This is a genomic window from Arachidicoccus sp., from assembly GCF_050436765.1.
Classification (GTDB): domain Bacteria; phylum Bacteroidota; class Bacteroidia; order Chitinophagales; family Chitinophagaceae; genus Arachidicoccus.
Map to the genome: position 1 here is coordinate 1 of NZ_JBNQGD010000132.1, position 14,111 is coordinate 14,111.

9 protein-coding genes and 1 tRNA gene are annotated in these 14,111 nt (G+C 36.5%); 3 read left to right on the forward strand and 7 right to left on the reverse strand.

What is annotated here, in order from left to right:
• Both ACQR30_RS05565 and ACQR30_RS05570 read right to left on the reverse strand, forming a co-directional pair.
• On the reverse strand, window positions 1-762 hold a 762-nt coding region (locus tag ACQR30_RS05565; RefSeq protein ID WP_429732457.1), incomplete at its 3' end, for a carboxypeptidase regulatory-like domain-containing protein.
• A 47-nt stretch (window positions 763-809) separates the two neighbouring features.
• Window positions 810-2,273, reverse strand: coding sequence for an alpha-L-fucosidase (locus ACQR30_RS05570; RefSeq protein WP_429732461.1), 1,464 nt, complete (start codon window positions 2,271-2,273; stop codon window positions 810-812).
• 594 nt (window positions 2,274-2,867) lie between these two features.
• On the opposite strand from ACQR30_RS05570, the gene ACQR30_RS05575 reads away from it, so the two are divergent.
• Entirely contained in the window at window positions 2,868-2,954 is an 87-nt protein-coding gene (locus ACQR30_RS05575) for a hypothetical protein (protein WP_429732482.1), read from the forward strand.
• A 551-nt stretch (window positions 2,955-3,505) separates the two neighbouring features.
• Here ACQR30_RS05575 and ACQR30_RS05580 read toward each other — a convergent pair.
• The 5 genes from ACQR30_RS05580 to polA all read right to left on the reverse strand — a co-directional run bounded on the left by ACQR30_RS05580 (window position 3,506) and on the right by polA (window position 10,948).
• Window positions 3,506-4,849, reverse strand: coding sequence for a PSP1 domain-containing protein (locus ACQR30_RS05580; RefSeq protein WP_429732464.1), 1,344 nt, complete (start codon window positions 4,847-4,849; stop codon window positions 3,506-3,508).
• A 113-nt stretch (window positions 4,850-4,962) separates the two neighbouring features.
• Window positions 4,963-6,099, reverse strand: a complete 1,137-nt coding sequence (locus ACQR30_RS05585) for an ATP-binding protein (protein ID WP_429732467.1) — start codon at window positions 6,097-6,099, stop codon at window positions 4,963-4,965.
• Window positions 6,100-6,454: 355 nt separating this feature from the next.
• Window positions 6,455-6,527, reverse strand: a tRNA-Gly gene (locus tag ACQR30_RS05590).
• A gap of 650 nt (window positions 6,528-7,177) precedes the next feature.
• Entirely contained in the window at window positions 7,178-7,756 is a 579-nt protein-coding gene (locus tag ACQR30_RS05595) for a glutathione peroxidase (protein ID WP_429732470.1), read from the reverse strand.
• A 372-nt stretch (window positions 7,757-8,128) separates the two neighbouring features.
• Complete coding sequence (gene polA, locus ACQR30_RS05600) at window positions 8,129-10,948, reverse strand: DNA polymerase I (RefSeq protein ID WP_429732473.1); 2,820 nt, start codon at window positions 10,946-10,948, stop codon at window positions 8,129-8,131.
• Between the two features lie 915 nt (window positions 10,949-11,863).
• On the opposite strand from polA, the gene ACQR30_RS05605 reads away from it, so the two are divergent.
• Entirely contained in the window at window positions 11,864-13,657 is a 1,794-nt protein-coding gene (locus tag ACQR30_RS05605; RefSeq protein WP_429732476.1) for a PAS domain S-box protein, read from the forward strand.
• Window positions 13,658-13,678: 21 nt separating this feature from the next.
• A complete protein-coding gene (locus tag ACQR30_RS05610) occupies window positions 13,679-14,050 on the forward strand; it encodes a response regulator transcription factor (protein ID WP_429732479.1) in 372 nt (123 codons plus the stop codon).
• The last annotated feature ends 61 nt before the right edge of the window (window positions 14,051-14,111 follow it).

The following is a 14,111-nucleotide window of genomic DNA, read 5'->3' on the forward strand; positions in this document are numbered from 1 at the left end:
TTGACCGGCTAATGCATTTGTCAAATTGCTCGATGCAATTTTCAGCTGTTGTGGATTAATACTTGTAACAGCTCCTGTAACAGATTCTTTTAACTGTTTTCTACCGAATGCAGTAACTATAACATCATTTGCAGCTGTAACTTCTGCGGAAGATAAAATGATTATTAAGCCTGTATCAGCAGTACTTGGAACTTTATACAAATAATTATTATATTCTACAGAACTAAAAAGAAGGTGAGTGCCAGGGGACACATTTAGCACAAATCTGCCATTACCATCGGAAAAAGTACCCAATTTAGGATCCTCTTTAGAAGAAACTGTTATATTTGATAAAGGCAATTTAGTAATTGAATCAATCACGGTTCCGTAAATTGTTACCTTTTTCTGAAAAGCTTTCCCTATTTTCGGTTGCAGAATTGTAGCACGAGAAACTTCCACCATATTCGCCCGAATTGAAACTGTTTCTCCATTTTTGATTTTATAATCCGATAAAACCTGTGTTTTATATCCGCTACATTTCACAATAAAATCAATAACACCCTCTGGCAAATGATAAAAGAAAAATCTCCCACTGCTGTCTGTCAATACTGAAGAGATGGTGTCTTTATTTTCCACAGCCATAATTTTTGCTAACCTCAGGGGTTCATTGGATGACGCAGTATGTACAACACCAGTTGCAGCTATATTTTGCTGACTATATGCCTGCAACATAGACAACTGAGTCATAAATAATAACAAACAGTAAATTAATTTTTTCCTCATATTGAAGTTTATTAGAAATTATCTTAATGTGGATTACCTTATCTATTTTACAATACTTTATAAAGTTTCACAGATTCTATAACCGGGCAAGCCAAAGAATTTGAAAAAATAATACGCACCTTTGAAGCGGTAACATTGTCAAATTTTGCTAGTTTTTGGCTTCCAATAGTACTACCTTTATATACAGGAATCCACCTACCATTCTTTTCTATTTCTTTTGTAAACGACCGTACTCGTTGCCCTAAAGAAATCAATTCTTTAATCTCCATACAATTAAATGTTGCGGACGCTTTCAATTGAAAGCTAAGTGAGGCCGTAGTCGTATTATCATTTACTGCCCAGTACAATTTTTTATTATCGTTTAGCACATTGGAAGCAGCATATTTTTTAATATTACCCCTCGTCTCAGAAGCCGTAACTTTTGCGCCCAGTAATAAATTGGTTGCGAACGATTTTGCCAGATAATCCTGAAGTGAATCCAACGCTTTAATATCGTGAGCATTAATCTTACCTGTTCGGTCTGGAGGGACATTGAGGTTCCAGCAGGCACCATTTCCCACCGATTTAAAATAAATTTCTTTCAAACTTTTCAGGCTTCGAACCTCGTTATCTTCTTCTGGGTGATAAAACCAACCCGGCCTGATGGAAACATCTACCTCGGCCGGTATCCAACTTTCCCCATTAAGTGTACCTGTTTCCCCTTCTTTCGCCATCGTATATCCAATACCAGGTTGATCTCCATTGGGACCGTGGGGTGTATAAGTAGCCCAGCAAGAATCTTCTACAAAACCACTTTCGTTACCACACCACCTTACATCAGGACCGATATCGCTAAAAATAACGGCTTTGGGTTGCAGTTTCCTAATGATTGCGAACGTGTTCTTCCAATCATAATAAGTTTTTCGATCAATCTCCCGTGTTTCATTAGCACCCCCATAGTAACCGCTTCCGCCGTTGGCACCATCTAACCAAACTTCAAATATATCACCGTAGTTAGTTAGTAACTCCCTAAGCTGATTTCTATAATAAGTAATGTATTGAGGCTTTCCATATAGAGGATTGTTTCTATCCCATGGCGACAGATAAATACCGAACTTGATTCCGTATTTTTTGCAGGCTGCTGAAATTTCCTTCACGACATCACCTTTGCCATTTTTCCAGGGGCTATTTTTTACAGAGTGTTCTGTGTATTTGGAGGGCCACAAACAAAAGCCGTCATGGTGTTTACAGGTGAGTATAACTCCTTTAAAGCCATGCTTAGCAACAGTTGATACGATCTGGTCGGCGTCGAAATCAGTAGGGTTGAAAACATCCTCTTTTTCATTTCCCAATCCCCACTCTCTATTGGTAAAAGTATTGACGGTAAAATGAAGGAAGCAATATCGTTCCATGCTAAGCCAATCCATTTGACGTTGAGTCGGTATGGCTCCATATGGCTTAGGGACTGTCTTTTGTGCATTCAGTAAAGTCGTTGCAAAAAGCAATACAGAAAAAATAAAAATCTTTAGCATTTTCATTAATTTATGATTTATTATTGGTGTATATTTTTGAAATTGTATCCTTATAGTCAACGCCCTTGCTTATAAGTTGCGACACATTTGGAGCTGATAAAAAACAGGTAGTTCGCAATCTCTCCAATAGCATATTGCATCTTTAATGTAACGTCGTCCACAAAAACCGTATACGAATTCCACCTTTATCGATTGAAGTCAGCTCAAACAAGTCGCGTATTGAATCAATATATTCTCTCAATTTATAACACGATTAGATTTCTGGTAGCCGTTCCTGAAAGCCGTAAATATTGAGCAATAATCGAAGTATTATAATCGTTAAAATTCCGGAAAGACAAAACTATCAACATTGCCGAAGAACTTATACAAGGGATTTAATGAATACTTAAAGTATTTTAATGAAAAAAGTATTTTCGTGGGGCTCCGCTCTGACAGTCCATTATTACCTGTTTGTTATTTCAAGTTTAAAACGATTTGGTAACATTCATAAAGCAATTGTAGGTATAGCGTTAAAGATGTTTATCAAAGCATCTAAAAGAACTTGAGGCTGACTATATCATCAACCGGAAGATACATCCTTAAGTTCCATCAAAAGTGGAGTATATCCTTTCTAAAAACGGGAGATCACTCAAGGATGTGGTGCAGTTTATTGGCAGAATGGGGCAAGAAAAATATAGCTGAATAGATCTTTAGAATAAACCGAACCCCTAATAACCCCCACCCTAATCTATTTAGAACCTTTTCATCAAGATGGACTCACCTTCGCTACATCGGTACAGATAACAACATTTCAATGTGGGTAAGATTAAGCTTCCCTATCTATCACTACTTTTATTTTTGTAATTGATTTTTGCTAATTTCTTCTATAAAGAAGTTAAAATCTAACTAGCAAATGATTTCGTTAAGGGAGAGATTTCACCGGAAAATTCATACAACGCATCTCCTATTTTGCGCATTGGGACACCAAGCTATAGTTTAAAATCAAAAAGCTTAACTATAATCAAGTCGTTCTGGCCCTCATTTTTTAAAATCAATTGCTGGTATTTGGTCATCGAGAAGGGCGCTGGGATAGATATTTTATAGATGATTTTTGAAATATCTGTGGCGTTTCGATATGACATGTTTCTAAGTAGGCAAAAAATGTACCTTGCAGACATTTCAGAGCAGGACAAATCTAAAAACAGTGTAAGAATCTTCTTCCTTACACTGTTTTTTATTAAGATGAAAGAAAACTACCGCTTTTGTTCAGGGGGATTATGGGGGTTATTCCCAAGAGGGGGTTTTGCTGTTCTATTATTATTACCGTTGCGAGGGTTATTCCTACTGCGATTATTATTGCTGCTATTTTCTCTTTTTTGTTCGGAATTTGCCGGCCGATTATGAGTAGCTTTTTTATTGGAAGAGGGAGAAGATTGGGGCTGATTCCTAGACTCCGAGTTATTATTCCTCGCACTATTATCGTTCTTTCTTTTATCCTTGCGCTTTCTATCATTGCGCTCCAAGCTACGCAAGCTTATCTGCCCAACCACGTCAACAAAACCTTGCTCTACTTCTTTTACTTTGCCGACAAGTTCAACTGCTTCCAAGTTTTCCGGTCTTTCACCATTGGCGTTCATTTGTAGAATTTCTTTTACACGGCGCAAGGTAAGCGGATATTGTGTATTACTATCCGGCAACGTATACCACATCAAATCTTTGAAAATATCCTTCTTTACCAAATAAGCTCTACTGCGTTGTATTTCCAAAACATCCGCGTTATTAGGAAAATTCTGCAAAGCATCTAAATAAGTATCTAATTCGTAATTTAGACAACATTTCAAACGACCACATTGTCCACTCAGTTTGGTCTGATTAATACTCAAATTTTGATATCTAGCAGCGGTGGTATTGACACTTTTAAAATCGGTAAGCCAAGTACTGCAACACAGTTCTCGGCCACAGCTACCAATACCCCCTACTTTCCCGGCTTCCTGGCGAATGCCTATCTGTCGCATTTCTACTTTCAATTTAAACTCAGTAGCAAATGATTTAATCATTTCGCGAAAATCAACACGATCATCTGCTGTATAGAAAAAAGTCGCCTTTTTCCCATCCGCCTGAATCTCAATTTCACTCAACTTCATCTGCAATTTCAAATCACGTGCGACTTCCCTAGAACGCATCAGTATTGCTTGCTCACGTGCCTTGCTTTGTTGAAATAATTCAATATCACGTTCACTACTTCTGCGAAGGATTTTCTTTATGTCAGGGCTATATTCCTTAATCCCTTTCTTTTTCATTTGAATGCGTACAAGTTCACCGGAAAGACTTACTTCACCTACATCAAAGCCACTCACACCTTCCAATGTTACCAATTCACCTTTTTCAAACGTTTGCAAAGTGCCATTTCTGAAAAAGTCTTTGCGACTGCCATTTTTGAAACTTACCTCAACAATTTTACAAGCACTGTCCGAATCATTAATAGGCAAATTCATCAACCAATCATGAACATTTAATCTATTACAACCACTAGTGCCACAAGTGCCATTGCTTTTGCAACCACCTGGCTTGCTGGTACTGCAACCTCCACATCCCATAACTATATATATTTAAACATTGCCGAAACTGTTTCCGGCAACAGATGATTTAATAAAATACTTTTTTGAAAAACAAGTAAATCAACGCGTTATACCAACCTAACAATTGTTTATCAATTCGCCAAAATTACTATTTTCTGGCGAATAATATATTTAAACTTAATGCTAAGGGCATGAAACAACATTTTAGCGTTCGCATTCCGCTCGATGTAGTATGCTGCTTTGTCCAACTCTTCAACCATTACTTCCTGTTGGCTAACAGATGCTATTTTATTTAATCGTATTGCAAAATCCTTATCCTGAGATGATAATTGAATGTTATTCTCCCCAATGATACGTAAACGAATACTTTGTGCCAACAAATGACTGAAATAGCGGATTAGCTGCTTTTGCTTTTCTCGACCCAATTTATTCACATCGTCGATCCACTTTGATAATCCAGAAGGATTTTCTTTTAAAATCGAATTGAGCCATTCACGCACATATTGTTGCCAGTCTTCCGAAATATTTTGCATTAATTGCAAGGCATTTCGATAACTCCCTTCCGCAAGGTTCGCAACAGCCAAGGCAGCATCGACGCTAAGGCCCGACCGAGTTTGCAATGCATTTTGAATATCAGCTGATTCCAGCAAAGGAATTTTTACAAGTTGCGTCCGGCTCAATATCGTAGAGATTATCTGCTCTTCATTTTCTGCTACTAACAAAAATAAAGTTTTAGCAGGAGGCTCTTCAATTAATTTCAAGAGTTTATTACCCTCTTTTTTAAGATATTCCGGTAACCAAAGAATTAATATTTTATACTCACTTTCAAAGCTTTTAAGACTCAATTTGCGAATAATATCATTACATTCTTCCGCAGTAATATTGCCCTGTTTATTTTCTGCGCCTATCGATTGTAACCAGTCAAAAGCATTTCCGTACGGATAATTATTTAAAAATTCACGCCACTCCTTTATATAATCAGAACTTACAGGCTTGTCTCCTGTTTTTTTAGGAATTACTGGAAATGAAAAATGAATATCCGGATGAATTAATTGCGCTGCTTTTTTACAAGCATCACATTGTCCGCAAGCATCCTCGATACTTTTATCTTCGCAAACTACATATTGGGCAAATGCCAAAGCCATTGGCAACGCGCCTACACCCTCTTTGCCCAAAAACAACAACGCATGGCTGAGGCGATTACGCGCTACCATTTCGGACAAGCGAATTTTTACTTCGTTCTGACCTATGACATTTTTAAATTGCATAAGAGCGAAGATAAGAATGAATTAGGAATGATGCGTTATGAACTTAAACAATGATGATTACGAATTGAATGTTGGACATCTATATACGGCCACAACCCTATCCATTCTGAGAATGCCGGACTCATCCAAAAAAGTACGAGAAACTAGATTCAAACTTTAAAGTAATAGATAATAAGTGAGGACATAGCCATATCAGCCCGTTGTTTCCAATCTTTAGGCTATACTGTCGTTTTCCCGATATAACATTTGTTTCATTTTCCGATTTTTTTGATAGGTATGCTGATAACCCTACCGTCGGACTATAGGAAAATAAGAAAAAAATCGTCAAAAGCAGCTATCCATATAATTTCACAAGAGCGGGAAACGAGACTCGAACTCGCGACCTTCAGTTTGGGAAACTGATGCTCTACCAACTGAGCTATTTCCGCATATATATTTGTCGCAAGATAATCAAAAAAATAAAAAATAACTCCTGCTTATATTATTAATGATTCGTAACAAGGTAATTTCTTGAAAATAGACTATCCGATATCTGTACAAAGAGATCTTTGTTCTGCCATATCATTTGTTGTCATCCAAATCAATAATATAGTGCTCACTAAGCCATTTGAATTACAATTGATGAAAATAAACCACTTTTCAACTTGATACCCCTTTTGACTAATTAGCTCGCAGCATAAGCATATCATGGATGCTATGGGAATGTCTGGCAATAACCGCTCATAATTTGCCCGAAATACCTGCGTGTTTTTAACTTTCTAGGCATTCTTACTTTAGCTAATTGCTTAGAAAATAGCAAAGAAAATTCAATTACTATCAAAGATAGTAACGGGGTTTTAACCGAACGATGCGTCTTTTCAGCTTCTCAAATTAATTGGGAACTACCATCAACGGCAGAGCCGGCGGGCTTCGGAGGTCATAGACTTACCTTACGGTAACGCCTTACTCCGTTTTTGTTTAGTGTCTGATTTAGTTCCTAACCAGACAGTATTTTTAAACCTTATTTGTCGCGTACAGCCCATCCACACTAAAGCGCTGGATGGGTTGTACGCTCCCCTTGTTATAAAATGACAAAAATCTATTTCAGATATTTCAATATCTCTTGGCTTTCGGGTGTAACCTTTGAGTCAAAATGTTCCAACAAATTACCATTCGGATCAATTAAAAACTTGTTGAAATTCCAAGATATTTTAGCATCTAAAGTACCATTTTCTGATTTATGAGTAAGATAGTCAAACACCGGCGTAATATTTTTCCCCTTTACATCTACACGTGTAGTGAGCGGGAATGTAACTCCATAGTTTTTTTCGCAAAAAGATTTGATGTCTTTATTATCGTGGAATTCCTGATCAGCGAAATTATCAGACGGGAATCCTACGATGACTAATTTATTTTGATAGTCTTTATACAATTGCTCCAATCCCTTATACTGTGGAGTAAAGCCACATTTAGAAGCCGTGTTAACCACCAGAATATATTTTCCTTTGAATTTGGAGAAATCAATAATACCGCCATCAATAGATGCAATTTTAAAATTGTAAATTGATGTTTTAGCGTGGTTATTCTTATTCATTTTTAATGTTTCTTTATTTAAAATAAAGGAAGACGCGCCAACGAATATCAAAGCAAGAGTGCCCAAAAAAAGTAAATGTTTCATAATTTTTGATTTTACCAGTCAAAGTTAAGGTATTTAAAAGTTAGCTATTCCTTAAATTCATAACATTTCATAGGTTGCTGTTGATTGCTCAAAAATGTCTAAAACAGGAACATTCCCAATAGTGACAAAGTTGGAAAGAACATATCTTTTGCTCAGATGGTTTTCTCGTTTGTTCAATTGATAAGCCGTCGCCGATACGTCTTTTGGCATATACTTAATCAGGGTTGGTCGCTTACATTCCACGGGCCAAATATTGGCAAGTCTCGCATTCCGCACTATAAACCCTATTCAAAAGATTGCCAAAAAAATTTTCATTTAGATAATTTACCAACCTATTTCTTCGCAACCAGATTATCAGATCAGCTGATTTTTCTAATGCGCTTCCAGCCAATTGCGTCCAACGCCTAATTCGGCAGCCACAGGCACTTCATTCGGTAACGGCATCGCATTACACATATTGTCTAAAACAATTCCCTTTATTTCTTCTAATTCTTCTTTCACCACATCAAACAATAATTCATCGTGCACTTGCAATATCATTTTTGAATGCAACTTTCTGTTGGTTAATTCTGCATCAATTTTAATCATCGCCAATTTAATCATATCTGCTGCCGAACCCTGAATAGGCGCATTGATGGCGATACGCTCTGCAAAACCTTTCACCGTAAAATTAGAAGAATTAATATCGCGAATCCAGGCCTTCCTACCCAAAAGAGTCTGTACATAACCATGCTTTTGTGCGAAAGCAATTGAGTCCTCCATGTATTTTGCAATACCGGAGAATTCCGTTTTATAGCTTTCGATGATCTCTTTTGCTTCTGTACGGTTGATGCCCAAATTTTGCGATAACCCAAAAGCGCCTTGTCCGTAAATAATACCAAAATTGACACTTTTAGCTTTATATCTTTGTTCTTTAGTGACCTCTGAGACATCAATTCCATATACTTTTGCTGCTGTCGCGGTATGAATGTCTGCACCACTTTTAAAAGCCTCGCCCATATTTTTATCGCCACTAATGGCGGCAACCACCCTTAATTCTACCTGCGAATAATCGGCACTTATCAGTAAATGATTCTCGTCGCGCGGAATAAAAGCCTTGCGTATTTCTTTCCCTCTTTCAGTACGAACGGGAATATTTTGCAAATTGGGATTATTACTACTCAAACGACCAGTAACAACCAACGTCTGATTAAAAGAAGTGTGCACCCGGCCAGTACGTGGATTAATCAATTGAGGTAACGTATCAACATAGGTATTTTTCAATTTTGTCAACTCACGAAATGATAAAATATTGTCCGCAATTTTATGTTGTACCGCTAGTTTGGTCAATACATCTTCACCCGTTGCGTATTGTCCTGTCTTTGTCTTTTTTGCCTTCTCATCCAATTTCAATTTATCAAAAAGGACTTCCCCTAATTGTTTCGGCGAGGCAAGATTAAATCTTACGCCTGCTTCCTCATACACTTTTTCCTCAAATAGCTTCGCATCTTTTTCTAGTACGGTAGAATAATTATTTAAGAAATCTTCATCAATTCTCACACCTTCAAACTCTATATTCGCCAACACTTTCACCAACGGAATATCTGATTGTTCAAATACTTTCTCTACTTCTTTCTCAATAATCATCGGTGCGAATATTTCTTTTAACTGCAAAGTAATATCTGCATCTTCACCTGCATATTCTGCCACCTTTTCCACGGGCACGTCGCGCATGTTACCTTGAATTTTTCCTTTCTTACCGATTAAGTCTTCAATAGGAACGGGCTCGTACCCTAAATATTTTTCGCTAAGCAAATCCATGCCGCGCCTTCCTTCTGGTTCAATTACATAATGCGCTACCATGGTGTCGAAAATTTTTCCCTTCAAGTTTTTTCCATACCATTTCATAACAATGATATCGTATTTCAGATTCTGCCCAACCCAAACAATTTCCTCGTTATCAAACAATTCATCAAATAAATCAACATGCTTTTGGGCTTCCTTTTGATCTGCTGGAATAGGCACGTAAAAGGCTTCTCCTTTCTTCACCGAAAAACTCAAACCAACCAGCTCTACGTTATTAGGATCGGTTCCGGTAGTTTCCGTATCAAAGCAAATCTCTTTATAGTCGGACAGGCTTTTTATAAGCTCTTTTATCTTCTCTTCGGAATCAATCAATTGATAATGATGCTTCGTATTGCTAATATTCTTTATTTCCAGCTGCTCGATAGTAATACCTTCCCCAATGCTGTTTTTAGATTTAGCGACATTGCTTTTGGTTTCTACTATATTGCCAAACAAATCTGTTTGCACATTTTCAGGAACAGTCATTCGAAAATCTTCACCCAAAATCCTTTTACCTAAAGTCTTAAACTCCAACTCAGCGAAAATTTCTCCTAATATCTCTTTATTGCAAGCTTCAACACAAAAATCTCCCTCGTGAAAAGTTACCGGCACATCGGTAATGATAGTCGCCAGCTTTTTAGACAAAATAGCATTCTCCTTTCCGGCACGCACCTTCTCCCCTAGGGACCCTTTTATATTATCCGCATTTGCTAGAATTTTTTCTATTGAATCATATTCTTTCAACAACTTTGCGGCTGTCTTTTCACCTACTCCAGCAATGCCTGGAATATTGTCCACAGCATCACCCATCAAGCCTAAAATATCAATCACCTGTTCTACTCTTGCGATATCCCATTTCTGGCAGATTTTTTCTGCTGTTAAAATTTCTTCTTTGTTGCCCATATACGCCGGCTTATAAATAAATACATTGGGCTTTGTTAATAATTGCCCATAATCTTTGTCGGGCGTTACCATATAAACACTGTAACCAGCATCAGCTGCCTGCCAGGCAAGCGTACCAATAATATCATCCGCCTCATAACCGTCACTTTCAATCACTGGAATATTAAAGCCTTCAATGATTCTTTTAATATCGGGTATAGCTGCCAGTAAATCTTCAGGCGTTTCTTGCCTATTGGCTTTATATGCTTCAAATGTGATGTGCCTGTCGGTTGGCGCGTGTGTATCGAAACAAACCGCCATATGAGAAGGTTTGTATTTATTTAACAATTCTACCAAGGTAGTAGTAAAACCAAATTGTGCGTTAGTGTTTTTCCCCGCGGAGGTTATGCGTGGATTACGGATAAGTGCGTAATACGCTCTGTAAATCAATGCCAATGCATCTAACAAAAATACTTTTTTTTCCATGTGGCTAAGGTAAATAATGATTGGGGAATTACGAATTATAAAGCATGAATTGTAAAAACCAATTTCCCAGTTATCATGTCGACAACCTAAACTTCCGCATTGTTTTTGCAGAAGTTCGTCAGCATTTAATCCTCTCCCATCATAAAGAAATGAACTGTTCTTAGCGTGACCGGTAGCTATCGTCGGATCAATTCCACTTCTCTTTAGTAAAGAGTTAAATTTAGAGGCCCTAAACAACCCCCTATTCCACATTTTAAATTACATAAGACACCAGGGACTCTACCATTACAACCCACACCTTTTCGACTTATCACTATCTTTGAAAATAACAATGGGGAAAACTATACTCAAAATGTGTAGCTCATATCATAAAAATTTAAGATTTTATAGAATAATTAAGCCCATGGCAGGGCAAATCCATTTATAGCTCTTTTATTTATTTTGGCTTTGATTTTGTATTTTCTTCTGCGGACAAATCACTTTCAAAAATGAAAAAAAGTAACAACCACCGAACACGCGTCTTGGCCTATGAATCATACTCTTAAAATATCGGACCCTATGCATTACCGGCCGCCTTAAAAAAGGAGGCAAAAGCGTGGGCAACGTCAGAGGAAAATGCCCATTCAAAGCGGCCTAATCAAAAACTGACCATGACAAAATAGCCCTACCCAAAGGCTTCTTTTTGGGATTGCAAAAATAGGAGTCACTGTCTAGCTGCAGAATAATCAAAGTCCAACGGAGAAATAGATTAGTTCCCTTATTAAGCAATAATATTAAACTATTGGCGAGTGTTTTAAATACTAAGCAATTATGCGTTTTATAAAATTTTATTTTTTTATATTTTTAACTTAAAGAGGTAGTTTCTTAAAATTAATTATCATATATAAACTATTCTGCTATTTAATTTTATACAAAATGAAAAATACTGAAATCGAATATTATGCGCAAAAAGTCATGTTCGAGAATGCTGAAGATGCAATAATTGTAAACGACTTATCTAATACTATCGTCTGTTTTAATCCAGCAGCAGGAAGAATGTTTTCCCTAAGAAATTCAGATGTTTATAACAGCCAAATTTATAAATTGATTCCTGCCGAATTGCACAAGGAGCAAGACGCGGTTGTCGAAGATTTGCTTGGGGGCAAATCGGTTTTACATTCTAAAACAACTCGCTTAACATCTGAAGGCCATTCTTTTCCTGTTTCTATTTTATTTAGACCAATAAAGAATTCTTATAATGAAGTAATTGGGGTAATTCAAATCATTACAGATGATGAAGCAGAAAGGATTTTAGAAGAAAAGCTTGGAATTTTAACAGCCATCACGGAAAATATTGAGGATGCAATAATAAGCAGAACTCTAGAAGGATATATAAACAATTGGAACAAAGGAGCCGAAAAAATATTCGGATATACAGAAAAAGAAATTTTAGGCAAACCTATTTCTTTATTAATTCCTTCTGATAAACTTGAAGAGGAAGAAAATATTATTGATAATATTTTGCAAGGGAAAAAAAAAGAATCTTTCGAAACTACGAGATTGACAAAGGTGGGCGATCAAGTACCGATTTTTTTTACCGTTTCCGCCATCAAAAATAAGGCTGGAGAAATTATTGGCATATCAGAAATTGCCAGTAATGTGAGTAAGAAAAAAAATGATCAGGAAAAAAAAGCCATCTTGGCTTCAATAGTTGAAAACTCTCAGGATGCTATTATCAGTAAAACCATAGATGGTCTAATAACGAGTTGGAATAAAGGAGCTGAAAAAATATTCGGATACAAAGAACAAGAAGTTATCGGTAAACATATATCCATCATTATTCCCCCCGAAAGAATGGATGAGGAAACTTTGATTATTAAAAATATCCGTGCTGGGATTAAAATGGATCACTTTCAAACTATTCGTTTAAAAAAAAATGGGGACTCTGTACCTATCTCTTTAACCGTCTCTCCGGTAAAGGACGATAATGGAAATATAATTGGTGCATCAAAGGTTGCAAGAGATATTACTTCTGAAAAAGAGGCGGAAGCTCTTATTAACGTATTAAGTAAAAGAAAAGATGAATTTATCGCCCTGGCCTCCCACGAATTAAAAACCCCTCTAACTTCTTTGAATGCCTATTTGCAGTTATTAGAAAAAAGAGTGGCACAAGAAGATAAGATATTTATGAAAAAAATAATAAAGCAACAGGAAAAACTAAATACACTGGTAAATGACCTTTTTGACATCTCCAAAATTCAGTCTGGCAAAATGGAATTTAATTTTGAGAAATTTGACATTTCACAATTACTATTTGAAGTCCTGGAGCCCTTAAAGGAAGCAAATTTAGATTACGACTTTCATTTGGATATGCAAAAAGGAATTATTATCAAAGGAGACAAAATACGTATAGAACAAGCAATTACAAATTTACTAACCAATGCTATCAAATATTCACCGTTAGGCAGCCGAATAGAAATTGTTGCCGCGACTACGGCTAATCAATTTACTTTCTCTGTTAAGGATTATGGTTTTGGAATAGAACCAAACCGTCAACAGCTCATATTTAACCAGTTTTATACTGGGGATTCGATTAGAAAAAACTCAGGGCTCGGACTGGGTTTATTTATTACAGAAAACATCATAAAGCGTCACGGAGGGAAAATATGGGTGGAGAGTGAGTTAGAGAAAGGATCGAAGTTCATTTTTATTTTGCCCACAAATTATTAAGTTTATCAAATAACAACAGACATGATACAAAAAAAGATTTTTATCGTGGAAGATAATGAGGATATACGAGACGTAATCCAATTAATATTAAATGACAGTAATTATATAGTCTTTGCTTTGGGGACGATAGCCGAATTTAGAATAGAATTGTCCATTGAATTGCCGGATCTAATTATCTTAGATATACAATTACCTGATGGGAATGGGATTGATTTGTGTAAAGAAATTAAAAAAAGTACAAATACAAAAAGAATTCCTGTGCTTCTAATGTCTGCAATTACACATCCCAATCTTAAAGACAGCTGCGGCGATGATTTCATAGGAAAGCCTTTCAATATTAATAAATTCAAAAATACGGTTGAGAGACTGCTTATAGATTCGTATATCAACTGAAACAAAATTACCTGCGAGACTGTAATTTAAACTGTGTCATATCATAATATTTTGTAATTTT